Source organism: Pantoea sp. BAV 3049 (genome assembly GCF_009765445.1).
Taxonomy (GTDB): domain Bacteria; phylum Pseudomonadota; class Gammaproteobacteria; order Enterobacterales; family Enterobacteriaceae; genus Erwinia.
This window is the reverse complement of sequence record NZ_WHOY01000031.1, coordinates 79,458-102,542: the sequence shown is the minus strand read 5'-3', so window position 1 is coordinate 102,542 and position 23,085 is coordinate 79,458. Positions and strand designations below refer to the sequence as shown.

Here is a 23,085-nt window from a genome sequence, read left to right as displayed (position 1 = left end):
TCCGGTACACTAGAGTAACAGAATAAGCCCTTGCAGGTGTAGGCGTATGGGGCATGGATGTCTATGGGATTGAAAATGATGACAGAGACAACGCAGATTTGGGATGTTGCCGTGGTAGGCGGCGGAATGGTGGGCGCAACGCTGGCCAGCGGTCTGGCCGGTCAGGGGTTTAGCGTGGTGGTGCTTGAACAGCAGGAGCCGGCAAATTTTGATGCAGAAAGCGCGCCCGACGTGAGGATTTCAGCCATTGGTGCCGCCTCGGTGGCGTTGCTGAAGCAGCTGGAAGTCTGGCCGCGGGTGCAGGCGATGCGCTGCACGCCTTACCGCAAACTGGTGACCTGGGAGTGGCAGACCGCGCAGGTGGGATTCGATGCGCAGTCGCTGGGGCTACCCGAGCTGGGCTATATGGTGGAAAACAGTGTGCTGCAGCTGGCTCTGTGGCAGCGCTTGCAGCAGCAGGAAGTGAAGCTGATTTCCCCCGTACGACTGAAAGATCTGCAGCAATGCAACTGTGGCTGGCAGCTGACGCTGGAAAACGGCGAGACGATCGGGACGCGGTTAGTTGTCGGAGCCGATGGTGCTAACTCTCAGGTACGCCAGCTGTCAGGCATTGGCATCCACGGCTGGAATTATGCCCAGTCCTGTATGTTGATCAGCGTTTGTTGCGAACAGGATGCTGGGGATTGTACCTGGCAGCAGTTTACGCCAGAAGGCCCCCGCGCTTTCCTGCCACTGTTTGATCGCTGGGCTTCGCTGGTGTGGTACGACAGCCCGGCCCGCATTCGCCAACTGCAGGCGATGTCGATGACCCAGCTGGAACAGGAGATTAAAACGCACTTCCCGGCGCGATTAGGAAAAGTAGCGCCGGTTGCGGCTGGCTCTTTCCCGCTGGTTCGTCGCCATGCTACCCGCTATGTGCTTCCGGGGCTGGCTTTGATCGGGGATGCCGCGCACACCATCAATCCGCTGGCGGGGCAGGGGGTTAATTTGGGATACCGTGACGTGGATGCGTTAATTGATACGCTAACCGCTTCCCGCAATCGCGCTGAGGACTGGGCCTCAGAAAGCGTGCTACTGCGCTACCAGCGTAAACGCCGGAAGGACAATTTACTGATGCAGAGCGGAATGGATCTGTTCTACTTCGCATTCAGTACGCCAGCAGCCCCATTACGCATTGTGCGCAATCTTGGGCTGATGGTTGCAGAGCGATCGGGTGTATTGAAACGGCAGGCTCTGCGCTACGCGCTGGGACTTTAAAAGGCTTTTGTATGGCCGGAGGGAGTAACTTCCACCCGGCACTGTGAAGACGAATTTGTCCGGGTTGTATCATTGATGTGGTACGCGGGATATTGCCAGAATTGAGACGTAAAAAAGCCCGCGTTAGCGGGCTTCGTTACTTATTGGCTGGGGTGCAGGGATTCGAACCCCGGAATGCTGGTATCAGAAACCAGTGCCTTACCGCTTGGCGACACCCCAATAAAATTGGTGGCTACTACGGGAATCGAACCTGTGACCCCAGCATTATGAGTGCTGTGCTCTAACCAGCTGAGCTAAGTAGCCTAATTTTACTGCGTCTTACTGTACTACATTTCTTCCGGAGAAGAAAAATTGGCTGGGGTACCTGGATTCGAACCAGGGAATGCCGGTATCAAAAACCGGTGCCTTACCGCTTGGCGATACCCCATCCGTGCAAAACCGTTTATGGAAATGGTGCGGGAGGCGAGACTTGAACTCGCACACCTTGCGGCGCCAGAACCTAAATCTGGTGCGTCTACCAATTTCGCCACTCCCGCAAAAAAGATGGTGGCTACGACGGGAATCGAACCTGTGACCCCAGCATTATGAGTGCTGTGCTCTAACCAGCTGAGCTACGTAGCCATCTTTTTTCGCGTTACCTTCATCGGCGTTGCGGGGCGCATTATGCGGAGTTGACCTAAAAGCGTCAACAAGTTTTTTCCCGTTTTTTGGCTGAACTGTTTCGTTTGACTGGCTTGTAACCAGCCTGGCGATTAAATCAACAAATATTGAACGTAAACCGCATATTACTTTAAAAAAAACGGGCCGCTGAAGGCCCGTTTGTCTCAGATTAGCCTCAGGTTATTTATAGGCTGACTGATGGACACCCACGGCGCGTCCTGATGGATCGTCCATGGTTTTGAACGCTTCGTCCCATTCAATCGCCTTGGCAGAGGAACAGGCAACGGAAGGGCCGCCAGGTACGCATTCTGCCGCGCTGGCCAGCGGGAACAGCTCTTCAAAGATCTCGCGGTACAGATAGCCCTCTTTGGAGGATGGGGTGTTGTACGGGAAGCGGAAATGCGCGGTCTGCAACTGCTGGTCACTGATCTGCTTCGCTGCGGTTTCTTTCAGCGTATCGATCCAGCTGTAGCCCACGCCGTCAGAGAACTGCTCTTTCTGACGCCATGCGACACTTTCCGGAAGGTAAGAGGAGAAGCACTCACGCAGGATGTGTTTTTCCATTTTGCCGTTCGCTCCACACATCTTGTCTTCCGGGTTGATGCGCATCGCCACGTCGAGGAACTTTTTGTCCAGGAACGGGACGCGAGCTTCCACACCCCAGGCAGACATCGCTTTGTTGGCACGCGCACAGTCGAACATGTGCAGGGCCAGCAGCTTACGAACGTTCTCCTCGTGGAACTCTTTGGCGTTGGGTGCCTTATGGAAGTACAGGTAGCCACCGAACACTTCATCAGCACCTTCGCCAGACAGCACCATTTTGATGCCCATCGCTTTGATCTTACGTGACATCAGATACATCGGCGTGGAAGCGCGAATGGTTGTCACGTCATAAGTTTCAATGTGATAGATCACATCGCGGATCGCATCCAGGCCTTCCTGCACGGTGAAGTGGATCTCGTGATGCACTGTTCCCAGATGGTCAGCAACGGATTTTGCTGCTTTCAAATCCGGCGAGCCTTCCAGCCCGACGGCGAAGGAGTGCAGCTGAGGCCACCAGGCTTCGCTCTTATCCTGATCTTCCACCCGTTTGGCGGCAAACTTCTTGGTCACTGCCGAAATAATAGAGGAGTCCAGACCGCCGGAGAGCAGTACGCCGTAAGGTACGTCTGACATCAGATGGCTTTTCACGGACTCTTCCAGCGCGTCTTTTAATGCCACAGCGTCGGTTTTGTTGTGCTCAACCGCTTCATAGCTGAACCAGTCGCGCTGCCAGTAACGGCGGATCTCACCGTCGGTGCTGGACATGTAGCTTCCCGGCGGGAACTCTTTCAGGGTTTTACACACCGGCACCAGCGCCTTCATTTCTGAAGCCACAAACAGGTTGCCGTGCTCATCGTTGCCCATGTACAGCGGGATGATGCCGATATGGTCACGGCCGATCAGGTAAGTGTTTTTCACTGAGTCATACAGGATAAAGGCAAACATACCCTGCAGATCATCGAGGAAGTCGACGCCTTTTTCCTGATACAGCGCCAGAATCACTTCACAGTCGGATTCGGTCTGGAATTCGTAGCGGTCACCCAGCTCGGCACGAAGTGCCTGATGATTGTAGATTTCACCGTTCACTGCCAGAACATGCGTATGGGCGGCGTTATACAGCGGCTGTGCGCCGTTATTGACGTCGACAATTGACAGACGTTCGTGAGCCAGAATCGCGTGGTCATCGGCATAGACGCCGGACCAGTCCGGGCCACGGTGACGCATAAGTCGGGAAAGCTCCAGGGCTTTCTTACGCAGTTCAACTGGATCGCTTTTGAGATCCAACACGCCAAAAATAGAACACATAGCTAACTCCCTAACGACATCCCAGACGGTGATGATGGTAATTACGTGAAAGTGAATGGCGAACGTTTCGCCCGATGCATAAGAAAATGCAATATCTCGCTATGGTGATGCAAGCGATTTAGCTTTTCTCTGAAAAATAGTCTGTTGACCAGGCTGAAATATTAACGGATATGCAATTAATAGCGGCTTAAATTGCATAAACCTTAATTATTTCGGTAAAGTGGATAAAAAAGCGTCAGGCGGGTAAGCAGCCAAGCCCGGCGCGCGGGCCGGGCTGATTGTCAGAAAATATCGATGTCGGCAACCGAGGGGAAAACCCAGCTTGGGCGGAAAGGCATCGCATCGACATCGCTCAGCGTTGAGACGCCGGACAGCACCAGAATCGTCTCCAGACCGGCCTGGAAGCCTGCCAGGATATCAGTACGCAGGTTATCGCCCACGATCACTGTCTCCTCTGAGTGCGCCTGCATTTTATTCAGGGCCGCACGGATAATCCACGGGCTGGGTTTCCCCACGTAGAAAGGCTGACGGCCGGAGATTTTCTCAATCCCGGCGCAAAGCGCGCCACAGGCCGGCACAAAGCCGCGGGCATGGGTATCCGGATTGGTGGCAATAAAGCGTGCGCCGTTGGCAACAAAGTAGGCGGCCTTATGCATCATGTCCCAGTTAAAGGAGCGGGTTTCACCGACAATAACGAAATCCGGATTGATATCTGTGATGGTGAATCCGGCTTTATACAGCTCGTGGATCAGCGCACCTTCGCCTATCACATAGGCCTTTTTACCTTCCTGACGGCGCAGGAAATCAGCCGTTGCCATGGCTGAGGTATAAAAGACGCTGTCCGGCAGGTCGATACCCGCAGAGGCAAAACGGTTGGAGAGATCGAGTGCGGTCTGCGAAGGGTAGTTGGTCAGCACGACCAGCGGCATCCTTTTTTCAAGGATACGCTGCAGAAATTCATTAGCCCCTGGTACGGCGGTGTTGTCATGCATCAGCACACCGTCAATGTCGCAAATGACGTTTTTCAGGGTGACTTTTTCACTGTCTTTCAGGGTCAGGGCGCTCATTAACCTTCCAGTAAATGTTGTAACAGAATGCCGTTAAGCATGGCCCGTTTCGCCAGCGCGAAAGCGCCAATGGCGGAACGATGATCGATTTCTGAACGCACCACCGGCAGATTTTTGCGGAAGGCCTTCAGGACCTGGGTGTTGATACAGCCTTCTATCGCTGGCAGCAGGACTTTATCCGCTTCAATAATCTCTCCGGCGATCACCACTTTCTGAGGATTAAACAGGTTGATGGCAATGGCGATAGCTTTACCCAGATGGCGGCCAACATGTTCAATCACTTCTGCCGCCAGCGCATCACCACGGTTCGCGGCTTTGCAAATCTGCGGCATCTGGCAATCATCCATGGTCAGCGAGCTGGGGTAGCCCTGCGTCAGCAAATGGCGCACGCGGTTTTCAATCGCCGTATTTGCCGCAATGGTCTCCAGGCAACCGAAATTACCACAGTGGCAGCGCTCACCCAACGGGTCAACCTGGATATGGCCGATCTCGCCCACGTTGCCATTGCTACCGAGGAAGATATGGCCATTGGCAATAATTCCGGCCCCGGTGCCACGGTGCACACGCACCAGAATAGAGTCTGCACAGTCGCGGGATGCACCAAAGTAGTGCTCTGCCAGCGCCAGACTGCGGATATCATGACCCACAAAACTGGTGACATTAAAACGTTGCTGAAGATTGGCGACCAGCGGCCAGTGATGCACATGGATGTGAGGCATATAGCGGATCACCCCATTATTCGGATCCACCAGACCTGGCAGGATCACAGAAATAGCAATCAACTCACGCAGTTTACGCTGATGTTGTTCACAAAATTTTTCAATGGCACTAAAGAGGGCGTTTTCCAGCGTTTCCTGCGTCCGCTCCGGCAGCGAATAATCTTCCTGCGCCAGGGACTTGCCGCTGAGATCGAACAGGGTGAGGGTGGCATCACTGCGACCGAGGCGGACACCGATAGTATTGAAACCGCGAGTTTCGGTGACGATTGAGATAGCGCGGCGGCCACCGGTGGAGGCCTGCTGATCCACTTCTTTGATTAAGCCCCGTTCAATCAGCTGGCGGGTAATCTTGGTGACGCTGGCGGGTGCAAGCTGGCTGTGTTCGGCAATCTGAATACGCGAAATCGGACCCTGCTGGTCGATCAGCCGGTAAACGGCTGCGCTGTTAAGTTGCTTAACTAAATCAACATTTCCAATTTGTGCCTGGCCGCCAGTGGTCATTCAGTCTCTACTCGCTTTAGACCTCGTTACCATTAACGATGGTCTTGATTATTTTATAGTCACGGGTGAAAACGGTCAGGTTTGCAACTTTTCCAGCTTCAACCGAACCTAATTTGTCCTCAATACCCATCGCGCGGGCTGGGTACAGCGTTGCCATGCGCAGCGTCTCATCCAGTGCGATGCCTGCATGTTCGACGCTGTTCGCCACAGCTTCGATCATAGTCAGGGCCGAACCGCTGAGCGTGCCGTTCTCGTCAACGCAGAGTCCATCACGATAGTATATTGTTTTTCCTGCGAAAATGAACCGATCAATGGTCGCACCCGCTGGCGCGGTGGCATCGGTAACCAGGATAAGCTTGTCGCCCTTGATGCGTTTGGCATTACGGATATTAGCGTAGTGGACATGTAAACCATCGGCAATGATGCCGCACCAGACGTTTGGTGAGTCAAACAGCGCGCCGATCAGACCCGGTTCACGCCCGGTAATGGTTGGCATCGCGTTATATAAATGAGTGGCAAAGCTGACACCAGCTGAAATACCGCGACGGGCTTCATCATGGGTGGCATGCGAGTGCCCGGCGGAGATGACGATCCCAGCCTTGCTCAGACGGCGGATAACATCGCTGTCGACCTGTTCCGGTGCCAGAGTGATTTGGCCGATCACATCGGCATTTTCACACAGGAAGTCGACTAACTCTTTAGTAGGGGTACGGATCAGCGCCGGATTGTGGGTGCCCGGTTTACGCGGGCTTAACCACGGACCTTCCAGATGCAGACCGAGCGCCTTGTTGGCGTTCTGCGCCAGATAAGCGCGCATCACTTCAACCGCGCGTTTCATCATCTCATCGGTACTGGTGATCAGCGTTGGCAGAAAGCTGGTACAGCCAGATTTCTCATTGGCTTTCTGCATGATATTCAGGGTTTCAACGCTGATTGCTGCTAAGTCGTCGTTGAACTGCACACCACCGCAGCCGTTAAGCTGCAGGTCGATAAAACCGGGAGCAATCAGTGCGCCATTGACATCGCGCGTTGCCACGCCGGCAGGAAGTTCATCCAGTGCACAAACGCGCTCAATCAGGCCATCAGAAATAACAACGGCATGATTATCAAGGATTTCGTGACCGGTAAAGATACGGCCATTCGTTAAAGCGTACATAATATTCTCCCGGCATTATCCGCCTGGTGGCGGTTAACCATGTGCTGATAACTTACAGATTTTTCATATTTTCCGCTTCCATTTCGCGGAAATACTTTACGGTTTTCACTTTCAGTTCCATGGTCGCTGGTTCGTCACAGACCACCACGGATTTGGCATGCAGCTGCAGACAGCTGATGGTCCACATATGGTTGACGTTGCCTTCCACTGCAGCCTGCAGTGCCTGAGCTTTCACATGGCCGGTCACCAGAATCATCACTTCTTCTGCATCCAGCAGCGTTCCCACGCCCACGGTCAGCGCGTATTTAGGCACCTGATCAACATCGCCGTCGAAGAAGCGAGAGTTAGCCACGCGGGTATCGTGAGTCAAGGTTTTAATACGGGTACGGGATGCCAGAGAAGAGGCGGGTTCGTTAAAAGCGATATGACCATCGTTACCCACGCCGCCCATAAACAGGTTAATCTTGCCGTAGGAGCGGATTTTCTCTTCATATTGACGGCATTCTGCGTCAATATCCGGGGCATTACCATTGAGAAGATTGATATTTTCGCGTTGAATATCAACATGATCAAAAAAGTTACGGTACATGAAGCTGTGGTAGCTTTCCGGATGTTCTTTCGGCAGGCCAACATACTCATCCATGTTAAAGGTGACCACGTGTTTAAAACTGACCTGGCCTGCTTTATGCATGTCGATTAAATGCTTGTAGGCTTCCAGCGGCGTGCCGCCGGTTGGCAGACCCAGCACAAAGGGACGCTCGGCGGTTGGTTTGAACGCATTGATGCGGTTAACGATGTGGCGGGCGGCCCATTTGCCGACCTGGGTCGGAGTAGCCAGAGGAATCAGTCTCATGTATCACCTCACTATAAGCAGAATTTGAAAGGGGTTCACGGTGCCCATGTTGCTGCTTATAAGCGTAACGGCCTGGGCTGTTATCCGCGAGGGATAAATCCGTGTTGATTTTTCGGATCATAAAATAAGTTTGCGGGAGATGCCATACAAAGGTGTAAGGAAGGAGAGATTTTGGTGATAAAAGTCACATAAACAGCGGTTTTAATTTGCGAAGCGAATTAATTTCTTTTTACACTCCATCACGTGGTTTTGTCTGTCATTCAGAAACCAACTAACCGTGATAATAATATAAAACGGTTACTGGCGCCTTAACGGGTCTCATAGGGGGAAAGGATAATATGCTTAGTTATTTACAAAAAGTAGGCAGGGCGCTAATGGTGCCGGTAGCAACGCTACCTGCTGCCGCCATCCTGATGGGGGTGGGCTACTGGCTCGACCCGGATGCCTGGGGCGCTGGCAATGCTCTGGCGGCATTGCTGATCAAGTCCGGATCGGCAATTATTGAAAACATGTCCGTGCTGTTCGCCATCGGTGTGGCTTATGGCATGTCGAAAGATAAAGACGGTGCGGCTGCACTGACTGGCTTTGTCGGCTTCCTGGTGGTCACCACGCTGTGTTCGCCTGCGGCAGTGTCGATGATTCAGAAAATTCCGGTCGATCAGGTTCCTGCTGCGTTTGGCAAAATCAACAACCAGTTCGTGGGTATCCTGGTGGGGATTATCTCTGCGGAGATGTATAACCGCTTCAGCCACGTTGAGCTGCCTAAAGCGCTCTCCTTCTTCAGCGGTCGTCGTCTGGTGCCCATTCTGGTCTCCTTCCTGATGATCCTGGTGGCGTTTATTCTGATGTACCTCTGGCCGTTGATCTTTGGTGGCCTGGTCAGCTTTGGTGAGCACATCCAGAAACTGGGCTCTGCGGGCGCAGGGGTCTACGCCTTCTTCAACCGTTTACTGATCCCGGTTGGTCTGCATCACGCACTGAACTCCGTGTTCTGGTTTGATGTGGCCGGGATTAACGATATCCCTAACTTCCTGGGTGGCGCGCAGTCACTGGAAAGTGGCAAAGCCGTGGTCGGTATCACCGGTCGCTATCAGGCGGGCTTCTTCCCAATCATGATGTTTGGTCTGCCAGGCGCCGCACTGGCGATTTACCAGTGTGCACGCCCTGAAAATCGTGCCAAAGTCGGCGGGATTATGCTGGCCGCCGCATTTGCTTCCTTCTTTACCGGTATCACTGAACCGCTGGAATTCTCCTTTATGTTCGTGGCTCCGGTGCTGTACTTCATCCACGCACTGCTGACCGGTATCTCCGTATTTATCGCGGCAAGCATGCACTGGATTTCAGGTTTCGGCTTCAGCGCCGGGCTGGTGGATATGGTGCTCTCTTCACGTAACCCGCTGGCAACACACTGGTATATGCTGATCCCACAGGGCCTGGTGTTCTTCGTTATTTACTATGTGGTCTTCCGTTTCACCATCAAAAAATTCAACCTGCTAACGCCTGGCCGCGAGCTGGCCGTAGACGGTGATGAAAGTGATGGTTATGACACTAATGTTGACCATTCAGGTAACAAAGAGTCAGAAACTGAAACGCTGGCACGTCGCTATATTGGTGCGGTGGGCGGTTCTGACAACCTCACTGGTATTGATGCCTGTATCACTCGTCTGCGCCTGAACGTTAAGGACAGCGCGGAGATCAATGAGTCACTGGCTAAACGCCTTGGCGCTTCCGGCGTTATCCGCCTGAATAAACAGAGCGTGCAGATCATCGTTGGTACTCGTGCAGAAACGATTGCCTCCGCTATGAAAACCGTGCTGAGTAAAGGCCCGGTCAGTGCTGCGGCCCCGGGTGTTGCAGCTGCCGTCTCTCCGGTTGCTCCTCAGGCAGTTCCTAACGCCGCCAAAGGCATCATTGGGACGCTGGTTGCGCCAGTCAGCGGAGAAGTGGTTGCCCTGGAGCAGGTTCCGGACGAAGCATTCGCCAGCAAAGCGGTGGGTGATGGACTGGCCATCAAACCAACCAGCAGCACGGTGGTCTCACCGGCTAACGGCACCGTGGTAAAAATCTTCAACACCAATCACGCCTTCTGTCTGGAAACGGATAAAGGGATTGAGGTGGTGGTGCATATGGGTCTGGACACCGTCGCGCTGGACGGCAAGGGCTTCACTCGCCTGGTGGAAGAGGGGACTGAGGTCACCGCTGGACAGCCAGTGCTGGAGATGGACCTGGCCTTCCTCAACGCCAACGCCCGTTCGATGATCAGCCCGATCGTTGTCAGCAATATCGACGACTTCAGCGGTATCACGCTGGTGGCTGGCGAAACGGTCATTGCCGGTGAAAGCCGCCTGTATGAAATTAACGGCTGACGGCAGGTTACGTTAAACTGACAGGGCGGGAAGCAATTCCCGCCCTTTTTTTATTGGAATACTGTAACAAACGGTTGTTTCCCTGCCCGGCTTTGTGGATCATACTCCGTTATTTCACGCACTAATTTATATAGCATTACTGAGGAAATTAAGATGAGTGAGGCAGAAGCCCGCCCAACTAACTTTATTCGTCAGATCATCGACGAAGATCTGGCGACCGGTAAGCATGACAGCGTGCATACCCGTTTCCCGCCGGAACCGAATGGTTATCTGCACATTGGTCATGCCAAATCTATCTGCCTCAACTTTGGTATTGCGCAAGATTATCAGGGGCAGTGCAACCTGCGTTTTGATGACACTAACCCGGTGAAAGAAGACCTGGAATTCGTTGAGTCGATCAAGCAGGACGTGCAGTGGCTGGGCTTTGAATGGACGGGCAACGTTCGTTACTCCTCTGACTATTTCGATCAGCTGCACCACTACGCCATTGAGTTAATCAACAAGGGCCTGGCCTACGTTGATGAGCTGACGCCGGAACAAATCCGTGAATACCGCGGCACGCTGACCTCTCCTGGCAAACACAGCCCATACCGCGATCGCAGCGTGGAAGAGAACCTTGAGCTGTTTGAGAAAATGCGTCACGGCGAATTTGCCGAGGGAACTGCCTGTCTGCGCGCCAAAATCGATATGGCCTCCAGCTTTATCGTGATGCGCGATCCGGTGCTGTACCGTATTAAATTCGCTGAGCATCATCAGACCGGTAACAAGTGGTGCATCTACCCGATGTATGACTTTACCCACTGTATTTCCGATGCGCTGGAAGGGATTACCCATTCACTCTGTACGCTGGAGTTTCAGGATAACCGTCGTCTGTATGACTGGGTGCTGGATAACATCACCATTCCTGTGCATCCGCGTCAGTATGAGTTCTCGCGCCTGAATCTCGAATACACCGTGATGTCCAAGCGTAAGCTGACTCAGCTGGTGGCCGATAAGGTGGTGGAAGGCTGGGATGACCCACGTATGCTGACCGTTTCCGGCCTGCGTCGCCGTGGCTACTCCGCTGCTTCCATCCGCGAGTTCTGCCGCCGTATCGGCGTGACCAAGCAGGATAACATCGTGGAGATGGCGTCGCTGGAATCCTGTATCCGTGACGATCTGAATGAAAACGCTCCACGTGCGATGGCGGTTCTCGATCCGGTTAAGCTGGTGATTGAAAACCTGCCGTCCAGTCACGAAGAGATCATCACCATGCCGAACCATCCGAACAAACCGGAGATGGGAACGCGCCAGGTGCCGTTCAGTCGCGAAATCTATATTGATCGTGCTGATTTCCGTGAAGAAGCTAATAAGCACTACAAGCGTCTGGTGCTGGGTAAAGAAGTTCGCCTGCGCAATGCCTACGTGATCAAAGCGGAGCGCGTGGCTAAGGATGAAGAGGGCAATATCACCTGCCTGTTCTGCACCTGCGATGTGGACACGCTGAGCAAAGATCCGGCTGACGGCCGTAAAGTGAAGGGCGTGATCCACTGGGTTTCCGCCGGGCACGCGCTGCCAGCTGAGTTCCGCCTGTACGATCGCCTGTTTAGCGTACCGAATCCTGGTGCGGCAGAGGACTTCCTGACCACCATCAACCCGGAGTCGCTGCTGATTCGCCAGGGCTTCGTAGAGACCAGCCTGCAGCAGGCTGAAGCAGCCAAATCGTATCAGTTCGAGCGTGAAGGCTACTTCTGTGCCGACAGCCGTTACTCCGCGCCGAACAAGCTGGTGTTTAACCGCACCGTTGGTCTGCGTGATACGTGGGCTAAAGCGGGCGAATAATTTTTCGCTGAGCATGCAGAACGCAGCCTCCGGCTGCGTTTTTTTTTCCCTTAATCTGCAATAAAACGGCATCGTTATTTTTAGATGTGAATTATCTCAGCTTATAAAGTCACTATTATTGTTAATTGTTGGATATATCAGGAAATATGCATTCTTAAATGAACCTGATATTCACAACATACGCATTACATACTGCGTGTTATGTGGTGCAGGTCATACTTTCATCGCATGAAATGCACAAAAAATTGATAATTCGCGCCGCGAAAAATATCATCAATAACAGATAAAAAAGAAGATCAGTTATGCATAATAATCCCGGTGTCGATGACTAGCCGGAATATTACTCTTATGGAAGAGGATGTTATTGATGCCTTGCTCTCTATTTAAAAAAAAGAGGTTAACTCTTGCCCTGGCCTGCTGTACCGCTCTCAGCGGCGTTTTTTATTTTCCACAAGCATCAGCAACTGGCTTTGTTGACGATGCTTCTCTGACCGGCGGACTTTATTACTGGCAACGCCATCGTGAACGTAAAGATCTCGACCCCGCCAGCGATAAATACGGCCAGTATCAGCAAAATCTTCATCACTCCACTTTTAACGGTAGTCTCGATTTTTCATCCGGTTATGCGGCAGATTTTATCGGTCTGGACCTGGCTGCTTTTGGCGCAGTTGAGCTTTCCAGCAAAGGCCCGGCAGCGCCCAATGAAATAGGTTTCAGCGATGCCAAAACCCGCTGGGACGAAAAATGGACCGGCGATGAAAATGGCGCCAGTATTTATAAAGCCGCAGTCAAACTAAAACACCAGAATTACTGGCTGCGCGGTGGTTATTTACAGCCAACCGGCCAGACATTATTAGCGCCGCACTGGAGTTTCCTGCCGGGGACTTATCGGGGCGTGGAGGGCGGGGCAGCTTATGATTTTTCAGATGCTGGTGAATTATCACTTTCCTATATGTGGACAGATGAATATAAGGCACCGTGGTACCGGAATATGTACAACTTCCGCAAAGCGGATGGCGTAACCGGTATCAATTATCTGCACTCCTTTGGCGCAAAATACGATTTTAAAAATAACCTCGTGCTGGAAGGGGCATTTGGTCAGGCTGCTGACTATATGGATCAGTATTTCAGCAAAGTCTCTTATGCCTTTTCGGTGGCCGGAAATAATTTAAAAACCAGCTGGCAGTTTTATGGGGCGAAAGACAAAGAGAGCGGCGGAGCGGCTAACGTCAATGATATTTATGACGGTCTCGCCTGGCTGCAGGCCATCACACTGGGTTATACCGCCGGTCCGTTCGATATGCGTCTGGAAGGCACATGGGTGAAAGCCGAAGGAAATCAGGGCTTCTTCCTGCAGCGAATGACGCCAGGCTATGCCACCTCCAACGGCCGGTTAGATGTCTGGTGGGATTCGCGATCGGACTTCAACGCTAACGGCGAGAAAGCCCTGTTTGCCGGGGTGATGTACGACCTGAAAAACTGGCAGCTTCCCGGCTGGGCGGTCGGCACTTCTTATGCCTATGGCTGGGATGCAAGACCCTCATCCAATCCGGTTTATGACCAGAGCAGCCGTTTGAGAGAGTCCGCGTGGAATCTGGATCTGCTCTACACCGTGCAGCAGGGCCCGGTCAAAGGCACTTTGGTCAAGTTGCACTACACCCGTTACAACAATCACTCCGACATCCCAAGCTGGGGCGGTGGCTACGGCAACGTCTTTCAGGATGAGAAAGACATCAAGTTTATTGTGATGGCCCCTTTCACCATTTTTGAGCCGGGCAAATAAGGCTCCGCCGGAACAGGATAACCGCATGAAATACGTTTTACCGGTCATCGCCATGCTGCTGCTTGGCGGCTGTGCGCAGAAAACCACGGCCCCGCAGGAAAACATCCCGAGCCGGGATTATCAGCGCTGTCTGGATGCAGAACAGATGGGCGGTGGCGAGGCTATAGAAGCCCGTTGCGGCAAACTTCAGCAGGAAATCGAACAAACTCCACACTAACGGACAAGGAATACGGATGAACAAGTTCAGAGCCAGTCTTGTTGCAGTAGCGTTAATGTCAGCATTGAGCAGCGGCGTTGCCAGCGCGAATCAGAAAATTGTCGATCAGATTAGCCAGTTCGGCGTGAAGTATAAAGTCACCGATAATCAGGCCGCACAGCACGGCGTTGACTGTGCAGCGCTGGGGGCTGACTGGGCCTCCTGCAACCGGGCAACCATTACTTTAACCAATCCAGGCCCGGCAATCGACAGTAAGGACTGGGCGATTTATATGTCTAACGTCCATGAAACGCTGAAGGTTGAGAGCGATCAGTTTCGCATGGTGCATATCGTTGGCGATTTAACCCGGCTGGAACCTACGGAGAAGTTCAAAGGGTTCGGCGCTGGTGAGACGGTAGAAATCCCGATTATCAATGAGTACTGGCAGTTGTTTATCACCGATGTGATGCCGCGCTGGTATGTGACCTCTGGCGATGCGAAGCCAAAAATTATCACCAGTACTGATTCGGAAGATCTGACCACTTTTGTCGAACCTTTCGGCGAGCAGTGGAAGCGGATCCCGGACGATAAAAATGTGCTGATGGTAGCAAGCAGTCGCTTTGACAAGAACAGTGATGTGGCTACATTGCCCTCTTCGGCATTGAGAGGACAGATTGTGCCCACGCCGATGCAGGTTGATATCCGGTCTGAGGATGCCGATCTGTCAAAAGGAGTGAAGCTGGATCTTACCAGTCTGTCAGCGGATAAAGCGCAGGCGGTGAAGCAACGCTTCCAGCTGTTGGGGCTGAAAGTACAGCCTGCTGGCTATGAAATTTCCACCCGTATTGACAGCAAAGCGCTGAACAAAGAGCAGGCTGTTTCCGGGGGCTATCAACTGGTTATCGGCAAAGAGAAAGCTGAAGTTGTCGGCTACGATCAGAGCGGCGTGTTCTATGGCCTGCAGTCGATCCTTTCCCTGCTTCCCGCCGATGGCAGCGCGAAAATCGCCACCCTCAGCGCACATGATGCGCCACGCTTTGCCTACCGCGGCGTATTCCTTGACGTTGCCCGTAACTTCCACAGCAAAGCGGCGGTGCTGCGCATGCTGGATCAACTGGGTGCCTGGAAAATCAACGTCTTTCACTTCCATCTCACCGATGATGAAGCCTGGCGAATTGAGATCCCTGGCCTGCCGGAGCTGACGGATGTGGGCGCTAAACGTTGCCACGATCTTAGCGAGCAACGCTGTCTGCTGCCGCAGTTGGGCTCAGGACCAGAAACCGACAACAACGGCACCGGCCATTTCAGCCGTCAGGACTATATCGAGATTGTTAAATATGCCGCAGCTCGCGGGATTGAAGTGATCCCCGAGATCGACATGCCGGCCCACGCCCGCGCAGCCGTCATCTCAATGGAAGCTCGTTACAACCGCTTGATCAAAGAGGGCAAAACGGCGAAAGCCTCTGAATATCGCCTGGTCGATCCCGGCGATGATTCAAATACCACTTCGGTACAGCTCTACGACCGCACCAGCTATCTGAACCCTTGCCTTGCGTCTTCCCTGCGCTTTACCGATAAAATTATCAGTGAAATTCAGGCCATGCATCGTGAGGCCGGGCAGCCAATTAAAACCTGGCACTTTGGTGGAGACGAGGCCAAAAACATTCGCCTCGGACCGGGATATTCCGATATCAACAAGCCGGTTGAGGGGACTGGCCTGCTCGACATGAGCAAAGAGGACAAGCCGTGGGCGAAATCGCAGGTTTGTCAGACCATGGTCAAAGAGGGCAAGGTGGAGGACCTGGAACACCTGCCGAGCTATTTTGCGCTTAAGGTCAGTCAGCAGGTTAAACAGCACGGTATTGGCCGCATGCAGGCATGGCAGGATGGTCTGAAAGATGCCGAGAATGCTAAAGCGTTTGCTACTGAGCGCGTGGCAGTTAACTTCTGGGATACGCTCTATTGGGGCGGCTTTGACTCCGCCAATGACTGGGCGAAAAAAGGCTATGAGGTGATTATCTCCAGCCCGGACTACGTCTATATGGACTTCCCGTATGAGGTGAATCCACTGGAGCGTGGATACTATTGGGGAACTCGTTTTAGCGATGAGCGTAAAATGTTCAGCTTCTCGCCGGATAACCTGCCGCAGAATGCCGAAACCTCGGTGGATCGCGATGGCAAAACCTTCACCGCCAAATCAGACAAGGCCTGGCCTGGCGCTTACGGGATATCCGCTCAGCTGTGGAGTGAGACGGTGCGCACCGATCAAAACATGGAATACATGATCTTCCCACGAGTGTTTTCGGTCGCCGAGCGAGCCTGGCACCGGGCTGCATGGGAGCAAGATTACCAGGCGGGTAAAGAGTTTATCGGTGGGGAAACAAAATACGTTGATACCCAGGCGCAGCTGAAAGACTGGCAGCGGTTTGCTAACCTCCTGGGGCAGCGTGAGTTGAGCAAGCTGGACAAGGCTGGTGTGCAATATCGCCTGCCAGTACCGGGTGCACGCATTATTGACGGCAAACTTGAAGCCAATATCGCGCTTCCGGGTCTGACGATTGACTACTCGGTCGATGGCGGGAAAAGCTGGCAGCGTTATCAGGACAGCAGCCGTCCGTCGGTCAGTGGTAAGGTTCTGATCCGTTCTGGCAGTGGCGATGGCAATCGTTTTAGCCGGGTTGAAAAACTGAAGGGGTAGGCTGAGACAGTCAGACACAAATAAAAAAACCGGTGAAGAGTCACCGGTTTTTTTTAATAGTACCGATTACTTGTCGTGCAGCGTGTCATCTTCACGGCAGTCACCAGCAGCACAGTGACCATACAGGTACAGGCTGTGGTTGCTGAGCTTGATACCATGACGTTCAGCGATATCACGCTGGCGGGCTTCGATAGATTCATCGCTGAATTCAATCACTTTGCCGCAGTCCAGGCAGATCAGATGATCGTGATGATGCTGCTGAGTCAGTTCAAAAACGGATTTACCGCCTTCGAAGTTGTGGCGGGTAACGATCCCTGCGTCATCAAACTGGTTCAGAACGCGGTAAACCGTCGCCAGACCAATCTCTTCGCCCATGTCGATCAGGCGTTTGTACAAATCTTCCGCACTGACGTGATGGCCCTCAGGTTCCTGAAGCACTTCCAGAATTTTCAGTCGGGGAAGCGTGACTTTCAGGCCGGCCTTCTTTAATGCGGTGTTATTGTCAGTCATGCGGATATTATCCTGTTACTTTGCTAGTCACTAAGTGGCTGAAAAGCCCTGAACATCGGTCGGAGCAAAAGCTGAGCACCCCAGTATAGAACTGATGCGTCGAAATGGAAACCACAGTAAAGGTGCGGGAGCATTCATGCGGGGTTAACATTTCGCTCTGCCTCCTTTTTCGCCTTCAGGGCAAAAGGCGCTGAGAGAGCAGGAGATGACCGATGGCGATATTGTACAGTTTTGCAGATGAAAGTTACAAAAATGTGCCTATTACTTCTATAGGAAAAACCACACGCCTGATGTGAGATAACTCCCACATCAGGCCAGTGTTTATGCCTCAAGGATCTCTTTGAGCTGCAGCTCGTCGTAAATCTGTTTAACCCACTTCTCCGTACGCTCTGCGGTCAGCTCTGGTTGCCGATCTTCATCGATAGCCAGACCGAGGAAATGGGTGTCGTCTGCCAGCCCTTTTGAGGCTTCAAAATGGTAGCCTTCGGTTGGCCAGTGGCCCACAATCACTGCGCCGTTTGGCTCGATGATATCGCGGATGGTGCCCATGGCGTCACAAAAGTATTCGGCGTAATCTTCCTGGTCGCCACAGCCAAACAGCGCAACCAGTTTACCGTTAAAGTCGATCTCTTCCAGCGTCGGGAAGAAGTCATCCCAGTCGCACTGCGCTTCGCCGTAGTACCAGGTTGGGATACCCAACAGCAGAATATCAAAGGCTTCAAGATCTTCTTTGCTGCTTTTCGCGATATCGTGAACTTCAGCAACCTCTTTACCGAGCTGCTTCTGGATCATTTTTGCAATATTTTCGGTATTGCCCGTATCGCTGCCAAAGAAAATGCCTACGATTGCCATGAGTTTAATAACCTCTTGAAACTTAATAATGTGAGACGGCTGGCCTAAAGTGTTAACGGCAATGATAGCAGACCGCATCAGGGGGATAAACGAGTAATCCTCCTGCTTTTGTCGCTTTGTGCTCTGCCATTACGCGCAGATTTTGCCTGTCAAAGGCCCGTTCAGCGCTGTGGGCTGGCAAGCTGCGCCAGAACCATTTCTTCAATCAGCTCGCTGCGGCTCATGTTGCGCTCCTCGGCCAGCTGGTTCAGGGCATCCACCGCGTCACTGTTCATTTTCAGTTCCACGCGCTTGAGCCCGCGCACTTTATCACGCTTGAGTTGGTTGCGTTTGTTGATACGCAACTGCTCATCGCGCGTCAGCGGATTGGTTTTTGGTCGTCCCGGACGACGTTCATCTGCGAACAGATCGATCGTGGTGCGGTCCGTGTTTTCTTTTGCCATAGAATCGTGATACTGAAAGGCTGGAGTTCTGATGGATTGGGCCGTAAAGTCGGCTGAAAATCGACCGCCGACAAAATTTTAGCGCGCCATCATACCCCAGTGAAAGTCCTGGCGACAATGATTTAGCCTTCACAGAAAATAATTGTTTTTACAGCGCAAAAAATCGGCGAATTGCGCGCAAAACCGCATCAGGTTTCTCCGCGTGGACCCAATGTCCCGCTCCGGCAATCACATGGGCGCGCGCCTGAGGGAATTGCGCCAGCAGGTCGTCACGGTATTCGTCAGCCAGATACGGCGAAAGTTCTCCGCGAATAAACAGTGTCGGACCCTGCCATAAAGGAACCGCTTGCCAGCCAATAAGGCGATCATAGCAAGCCATAATCACCGGCACGTTAAAACGCCACTCGCCCTCGTGAAAAGATTTCAGCAGGAATTGAATCACTCCCTCTTCGTCTATTGTCTGGCGCATTATCGCGGCGGCTTCACTGCGCACCTTCACGCCTGAGTCGCTCACTGCATTCAGCGCTGTAAAGATCTCATCGTGGTGACGGGTAGGGTAGGCGACGGGGGCCATATCGATTACCACCAGTTGCTCAATACGTTCGGCAGCCAGCGAGGTCAGGGTCATAGCAATTTTTCCGCCCATTGAGTGGCCGACTGCGACAAACTGACCGATTCCCAGTTCATCCAGCGTTTCCAGCACGTCCTGCGCCATTGCGGTGTAATTCATCTCTGTCGAACGGGGAGATAATCCGTGATTGCGGACATCGATTTGAATGATCTGCCGCTCATCTTTCAAACCACGAGCCAGCACGGCGAGGTTATCGAGGCTGCCAAAAAGGCCGTGGATCAGCACCACCGGAGAGCCAGAGTGGGCGGATTGTTCAGATTGCAAGCGGGCATTCAATTTCATGGCAAAGTTCTTACAGTTGAAACGAAGGGTTAGGGTATCATAAATTTACGATTTCTTGCCGGAGCCACCGGCCAGATCCTTTTGCGGCATTATCTGACTTTTGCCGCCATTAAGGGCTGGCGCTACACCCCGGCGGGATTTAACTTTATAATCCTCGTGTTAGAGCTGGATTGTTCAGCGCCCGTGCGATTTCACCTGCCTGATGCACGGCGCATTCCGTCTCTTATAAGCAACAATCGTACTGGATCAAGATGAAAACTATTGAAGTCGACGAAGAGCTCTACCGTTATATCGCCAGCCACACTCAGCATATTGGTGAAAGCGCCTCTGACATTTTGCGCCGGATGCTGAAATTTTCTGCTGGTCAGACTGCGCCCGTCGCCTCTGCTGCGGCCGCGACGATGTCACCTTCTGTCACGGTGGCGAAAGAAGCCGCACCGGCAAAAGTGGAATATCGTCCTCAGGATCGCGTTCGCGCAGTCCGCGAGCTGCTGCTGTCCGATGAATATGCTGAACAGAAGAAAGCGGTTAACCGGTTTATGCTGATTCTGTCGACCCTGTACAGTCTGGATCCCAAAGCATTTGCCGCTGCTACCGAGTCACTTCTGGGCCGCACGCGCGTCTACTTTGCGGGTAATCAACAAACCCTGGTACAGAATGGTACCCATACCAAGCCGCAACATATTCCCGGCACGCCGTATTGGGTGATCACTAACACCAACACAGGTCGCAAACGCAGCATGATCGAACACATCATGGCGTCAATGCAGTTCCCGGTGGAACTGTCTGACAAAGTTTGCGGCACCCTATAACAGATATTTAAGCGTCAGGGAGAAGCGCCAATGGCCAATCACCCCCGTGCCGGGCAGCCAGCCCAGCAGAGCGATCTGATTAACGTTGCACAATTAACTTCGCAGTATTATGTCCTGCAACCTGAGCCAGGCAATGCGGAACATGCGGTGAAATTCGGCACATCCGGCCATCGCGGTAGCGCAGGACGTCATAGCTTCAACGAGTCGCACATTCTTGCTATTGCGCAGGCGATTGCAGAAGAGCGTAAAAAGAACGGTATCACTGGTCCTTGCTACGTTGGAAAAGACACCCATGCACTGTCTGAACCGGCAATCATTTCCGTGCTGGAAGTGCTGGCGGCTAACGGTGTAGATGTGATCGTGCAGCTGGATAACGGCTATACGCCAACTCCGGCAATCTCGAACGCTATCCTTGAGCACAATAAAGCCGGTGGTGCGCAGGCTGACGGCATCGTGATCACCCCTTCGCATAATCCACCGGAAGATGGCGGCATCAAGTACAACCCGCCAAACGGTGGGCCTGCGGATACCAACGTCACCAAAGTTGTGGAAGATCGTGCCAATCAGCTGATCAAGGATGGGCTGAAAGACGTTAAGCGCATCGCGCTTGACAAAGCCTGGGCGAGCGGCCATCTGCAGGAAAAAGATCTGATCCAGCCTTACATTGAAGGTCTGGCGCAGATCATCGATATCCCGGCGATCCAGAAAGCGGGCCTGAAAATTGGCGTGGATCCGTTAGGCGGTTCCGGTATTGCCTACTGGCAGCGTATTGCTGAGTTCTACAACTTAGATCTGACCATCGTTAACGATTCGGTTGACCAGACTTTCCGTTTTATGCACCTGGATAAAGACGGCGTGATTCGTATGGACTGCTCTTCCGAAAGCGCGATGGCAGGCCTGCTGGCGCTGCGTGATAAATTCGATCTGGCCTTTGCCAACGATCCGGATTATGACCGCCATGGCATTGTCACCCCGGTCGGTCTGATGAACCCGAACCATTATCTGGCCGTTGCGATCAACTACCTGTTCCAGCACCGTCCGCAGTGGGGCAAAGAAGTCGCCGTGGGCAAAACGCTGGTGTCCAGCGCGATGATTGACCGGGTGGTGAACGACATTGGTCGCAAGCTGGTGGAAGTGCCGGTGGGCTTCAAATGGTTTGTTGATGGCCTGTTCGATGGTAGCTTCGGCTTCGGTGGTGAAGAGAGCGCGGGCGCTTCCTTCCTGCGCTTCGATGGCACGCCATGGTCAACCGACAAAGACGGGATCATCATGTGCCTGCTGGCGGCTGAAATCACTGCGGTGACCGGTAAAAACCCGCAGCAGCACTACGACGAGCTGGCTGAGCGTTTTGGCGCACCAAGCTATAACCGTCTGCAGGCTTCCGCCACATCTGCGCAGAAAGCCGCGCTGTCCAAACTTTCACCAGAAATGGTCAGTGCAGACACGCTGGCGGGCGATCCGATCACTGCACGCCTGACTGCCGCTCCGGGTAACGGCGCGTCGATTGGCGGGCTGAAAGTGATGACAGAAAACGGCTGGTTCGCTGCCCGTCCATCCGGTACGGAAGATGCCTATAAAATCTACTGCGAGAGCTTCCTGGGTGCTGAGCACCGCGAGAAGATCGAGAAAGAAGCGGTGGAGATCGTCAGTGAAGTGTTGAAAAACGCCTGATTGGTCGGTTGGTCAATGCGATAAAAAACGACTGATTAGCCAGTTGGTAAATATGACAAATGTAGGGCGGAATTTATTCCGCCCTTTTTTATTGTCCGTCAGGGCATAAACCGGTAACCCACGCCGGTCTCGGTAATCAGATGGCGCGGCTGTGTCGGGTCCACCTCCAGCTTCTGCCGCAGGTGTCCCATATAGATGCGCAGGTAGTGGCTGTGCTCCACCGCGTTCGGTCCCCAGACCTGATTCAGCAACTGGCGCTGCGTCATCACTTTTCCCGCATTATTCAGCAGGCTGACCAGCAGGCGAAATTCAATTGGCGTCAGATGCAGATCTTCACCGCTGCGCGTCACACGGCGGGCAGGGATATCCACTTTTATCTCACTGAAGCTGATTTCGGTAGCCGGTGCCTGTGAGGTCGCATTACCCCGATGGCGGAGTGCTACCCGCACGCGGGCCATCAGTTCACCAACGCCAAAAGGCTTGGTGAGAAAATCATCCGCCCCAGCATCCAGCGCGGCAATTTTATCCTGCTCATCACTGCGGGCCGACAGCACAATCACCGGCACCGCGCTCCACTGTCGAATCTCCCGGATAAAATCATTGCCGTCACCGTCCGGCAGCCCCAGATCGAGGATCACCAGATCCGGCTTGCGGGTGGCGGCTTCAATCAGCCCGCGCTGCAGGGTTTCGGCGTCAAAGACGCGCAGCGCTTCCCCCTCCAGGGCAAGGCGCAGAAAACGGCGGATCTCTTTCTCATCTTCAACAATCAGGACTGTGGTCACGGTGCTTCGCTCATTTACAGGCTGCGGCAGGATTCTGGCCACGGCGATGACAGACTGAAAATTATCGCCCAATTTAGCAAATTAAGGCCGCCAGTGCTGCATCACAAGCGGAGGAAGTGAGTGTGAATAAAAAGTTAATAAATAACGTAAAGTTTAACTTTTATGTAACCCTGTTAC

At 53.1% G+C, this 23,085-nt stretch carries 18 protein-coding genes and 5 tRNA genes; 8 read left to right on the top strand and 15 right to left on the bottom strand.

The features are described 5' to 3' along the window. The first annotated feature begins 78 nt into the window (after positions 1-78). Positions 79-1,257 carry a 3-demethoxyubiquinol 3-hydroxylase gene (ubiF, locus tag GSQ70_RS01270; protein WP_158785162.1) on the top strand — a complete coding sequence of 393 codons (1,179 nt, stop codon included), beginning with the start codon at positions 79-81 and terminating at the stop codon, positions 1,255-1,257. 144 nt (positions 1,258-1,401) lie between these two features. Here ubiF and GSQ70_RS01265 read toward each other — a convergent pair. From GSQ70_RS01265 to nagB, 10 genes are all read right to left on the bottom strand, one after another. Beyond that, positions 1,402-1,476, bottom strand: a tRNA-Gln gene (locus GSQ70_RS01265). A gap of 7 nt (positions 1,477-1,483) precedes the next feature. After that, positions 1,484-1,560, bottom strand: a tRNA-Met gene (locus GSQ70_RS01260). A gap of 49 nt (positions 1,561-1,609) precedes the next feature. Then, positions 1,610-1,684 (bottom strand) — tRNA-Gln (locus tag GSQ70_RS01255). A gap of 24 nt (positions 1,685-1,708) precedes the next feature. Further along, positions 1,709-1,793, bottom strand: a tRNA-Leu gene (locus GSQ70_RS01250). An 8-nt stretch (positions 1,794-1,801) separates the two neighbouring features. Next, positions 1,802-1,878, bottom strand: a tRNA-Met gene (locus tag GSQ70_RS01245). Between the two features lie 219 nt (positions 1,879-2,097). Then, on the bottom strand, positions 2,098-3,765 hold the full coding sequence (gene asnB, locus GSQ70_RS01240) for an asparagine synthase B (protein WP_158780568.1): 1,668 nt from the start codon (positions 3,763-3,765) through the stop codon (positions 2,098-2,100). 281 nt (positions 3,766-4,046) lie between these two features. Beyond that, the gene (locus GSQ70_RS01235; protein WP_158780567.1) at positions 4,047-4,832 is read right to left on the bottom strand and encodes an HAD-IIA family hydrolase; all 786 of its coding nucleotides are present in this window, start codon (positions 4,830-4,832) and stop codon (positions 4,047-4,049) included. Further along, positions 4,832-6,052: an N-acetylglucosamine repressor gene (locus GSQ70_RS01230; RefSeq protein ID WP_158780566.1), complete on the bottom strand. Its 1,221-nt coding sequence runs from the start codon at positions 6,050-6,052 to the stop codon at positions 4,832-4,834. Before GSQ70_RS01230 ends, GSQ70_RS01235 begins: the two co-directional genes overlap by 1 nt. 16 nt (positions 6,053-6,068) lie before the next feature. Further along, complete coding sequence (nagA, locus tag GSQ70_RS01225) at positions 6,069-7,208, bottom strand: N-acetylglucosamine-6-phosphate deacetylase (protein WP_158780565.1); 1,140 nt, start codon at positions 7,206-7,208, stop codon at positions 6,069-6,071. A gap of 52 nt (positions 7,209-7,260) precedes the next feature. After that, complete coding sequence (gene nagB, locus GSQ70_RS01220; RefSeq protein WP_158780564.1) at positions 7,261-8,061, bottom strand: glucosamine-6-phosphate deaminase; 801 nt, start codon at positions 8,059-8,061, stop codon at positions 7,261-7,263. A 338-nt stretch (positions 8,062-8,399) separates the two neighbouring features. On the opposite strand from nagB, the gene nagE reads away from it, so the two are divergent. From nagE to GSQ70_RS01195, 5 genes are all read left to right on the top strand, one after another. Beyond that, the gene (gene nagE, locus GSQ70_RS01215; protein ID WP_158780563.1) at positions 8,400-10,427 is read left to right on the top strand and encodes an N-acetylglucosamine-specific PTS transporter subunit IIBC; all 2,028 of its coding nucleotides are present in this window, start codon (positions 8,400-8,402) and stop codon (positions 10,425-10,427) included. A 153-nt stretch (positions 10,428-10,580) separates the two neighbouring features. Beyond that, a complete protein-coding gene (gene glnS, locus GSQ70_RS01210; protein ID WP_158780562.1) occupies positions 10,581-12,248 on the top strand; it encodes a glutamine--tRNA ligase in 1,668 nt (555 codons plus the stop codon). A 367-nt stretch (positions 12,249-12,615) separates the two neighbouring features. Then, the gene (locus GSQ70_RS01205; protein ID WP_158780561.1) at positions 12,616-14,031 is read left to right on the top strand and encodes an OprD family outer membrane porin; all 1,416 of its coding nucleotides are present in this window, start codon (positions 12,616-12,618) and stop codon (positions 14,029-14,031) included. 25 nt (positions 14,032-14,056) lie between these two features. Next, complete coding sequence (chiQ, locus tag GSQ70_RS01200; RefSeq protein WP_158780560.1) at positions 14,057-14,248, top strand: ChiQ/YbfN family lipoprotein; 192 nt, start codon at positions 14,057-14,059, stop codon at positions 14,246-14,248. Between the two features lie 16 nt (positions 14,249-14,264). Further along, positions 14,265-16,925, top strand: a complete 2,661-nt coding sequence (locus GSQ70_RS01195) for a beta-N-acetylhexosaminidase (protein ID WP_158780559.1) — start codon at positions 14,265-14,267, stop codon at positions 16,923-16,925. 66 nt (positions 16,926-16,991) lie between these two features. Here GSQ70_RS01195 and fur read toward each other — a convergent pair whose 3' ends face one another. From fur to ybfF, 4 genes are all read right to left on the bottom strand, one after another. Then, entirely contained in the window at positions 16,992-17,435 is a 444-nt protein-coding gene (fur, locus tag GSQ70_RS01190; protein ID WP_158780558.1) for a ferric iron uptake transcriptional regulator, read from the bottom strand. Between the two features lie 321 nt (positions 17,436-17,756). Further along, a complete protein-coding gene (gene fldA, locus GSQ70_RS01185) occupies positions 17,757-18,287 on the bottom strand; it encodes a flavodoxin FldA (RefSeq protein ID WP_158780557.1) in 531 nt (176 codons plus the stop codon). Positions 18,288-18,448: 161 nt separating this feature from the next. Continuing rightward, complete coding sequence (gene ybfE / locus GSQ70_RS01180) at positions 18,449-18,730, bottom strand: LexA regulated protein (protein ID WP_158780556.1); 282 nt, start codon at positions 18,728-18,730, stop codon at positions 18,449-18,451. Positions 18,731-18,878: 148 nt separating this feature from the next. Beyond that, positions 18,879-19,643, bottom strand: a complete 765-nt coding sequence (ybfF, locus tag GSQ70_RS01175) for an esterase (protein ID WP_158780555.1) — start codon at positions 19,641-19,643, stop codon at positions 18,879-18,881. 251 nt (positions 19,644-19,894) lie between these two features. On the opposite strand from ybfF, the gene seqA reads away from it, so the two are divergent. Both seqA and pgm read left to right on the top strand, forming a co-directional pair. Then, a complete protein-coding gene (seqA, locus tag GSQ70_RS01170) occupies positions 19,895-20,455 on the top strand; it encodes a replication initiation negative regulator SeqA (RefSeq protein ID WP_158780554.1) in 561 nt (186 codons plus the stop codon). A 30-nt stretch (positions 20,456-20,485) separates the two neighbouring features. After that, a complete protein-coding gene (gene pgm / locus GSQ70_RS01165) occupies positions 20,486-22,126 on the top strand; it encodes a phosphoglucomutase (alpha-D-glucose-1,6-bisphosphate-dependent) (RefSeq protein ID WP_158780553.1) in 1,641 nt (546 codons plus the stop codon). Positions 22,127-22,224: 98 nt separating this feature from the next. On the opposite strand, the gene kdpE is transcribed toward pgm, so the two are convergent. Further along, on the bottom strand, positions 22,225-22,908 hold the full coding sequence (gene kdpE / locus GSQ70_RS01160; RefSeq protein WP_158780552.1) for a two-component system response regulator KdpE: 684 nt from the start codon (positions 22,906-22,908) through the stop codon (positions 22,225-22,227). Positions 22,909-23,085: the final 177 nt, after the last annotated feature.

What these genes read in the sequence shown, in the direction of transcription:
- ubiF (WP_158785162.1), top strand. Translation starts at nt 79, where the DNA reads ATGACAGAGACAACGCAGATTTGGGATGTTGCCGTGGTAGGCGGCGGA.
- asnB (WP_158780568.1), bottom strand. Translation starts at nt 3,765, where the DNA reads ATGTGTTCTATTTTTGGCGTGTTGGATCTCAAAAGCGATCCAGTTGAA.
- GSQ70_RS01235 (WP_158780567.1), bottom strand. Translation starts at nt 4,832, where the DNA reads ATGAGCGCCCTGACCCTGAAAGACAGTGAAAAAGTCACCCTGAAAAAC.
- GSQ70_RS01230 (WP_158780566.1), bottom strand. Translation starts at nt 6,052, where the DNA reads ATGACCACTGGCGGCCAGGCACAAATTGGAAATGTTGATTTAGTTAAG.
- nagA (WP_158780565.1), bottom strand. Translation starts at nt 7,208, where the DNA reads ATGTACGCTTTAACGAATGGCCGTATCTTTACCGGTCACGAAATCCTT.
- nagB (WP_158780564.1), bottom strand. Translation starts at nt 8,061, where the DNA reads ATGAGACTGATTCCTCTGGCTACTCCGACCCAGGTCGGCAAATGGGCC.
- nagE (WP_158780563.1), top strand. Translation starts at nt 8,400, where the DNA reads ATGCTTAGTTATTTACAAAAAGTAGGCAGGGCGCTAATGGTGCCGGTA.
- glnS (WP_158780562.1), top strand. Translation starts at nt 10,581, where the DNA reads ATGAGTGAGGCAGAAGCCCGCCCAACTAACTTTATTCGTCAGATCATC.
- GSQ70_RS01205 (WP_158780561.1), top strand. Translation starts at nt 12,616, where the DNA reads ATGCCTTGCTCTCTATTTAAAAAAAAGAGGTTAACTCTTGCCCTGGCC.
- chiQ (WP_158780560.1), top strand. Translation starts at nt 14,057, where the DNA reads ATGAAATACGTTTTACCGGTCATCGCCATGCTGCTGCTTGGCGGCTGT.
- GSQ70_RS01195 (WP_158780559.1), top strand. Translation starts at nt 14,265, where the DNA reads ATGAACAAGTTCAGAGCCAGTCTTGTTGCAGTAGCGTTAATGTCAGCA.
- fur (WP_158780558.1), bottom strand. Translation starts at nt 17,435, where the DNA reads ATGACTGACAATAACACCGCATTAAAGAAGGCCGGCCTGAAAGTCACG.
- fldA (WP_158780557.1), bottom strand. Translation starts at nt 18,287, where the DNA reads ATGGCAATCGTAGGCATTTTCTTTGGCAGCGATACGGGCAATACCGAA.
- ybfE (WP_158780556.1), bottom strand. Translation starts at nt 18,730, where the DNA reads ATGGCAAAAGAAAACACGGACCGCACCACGATCGATCTGTTCGCAGAT.
- ybfF (WP_158780555.1), bottom strand. Translation starts at nt 19,643, where the DNA reads ATGAAATTGAATGCCCGCTTGCAATCTGAACAATCCGCCCACTCTGGC.
- seqA (WP_158780554.1), top strand. Translation starts at nt 19,895, where the DNA reads ATGAAAACTATTGAAGTCGACGAAGAGCTCTACCGTTATATCGCCAGC.
- pgm (WP_158780553.1), top strand. Translation starts at nt 20,486, where the DNA reads ATGGCCAATCACCCCCGTGCCGGGCAGCCAGCCCAGCAGAGCGATCTG.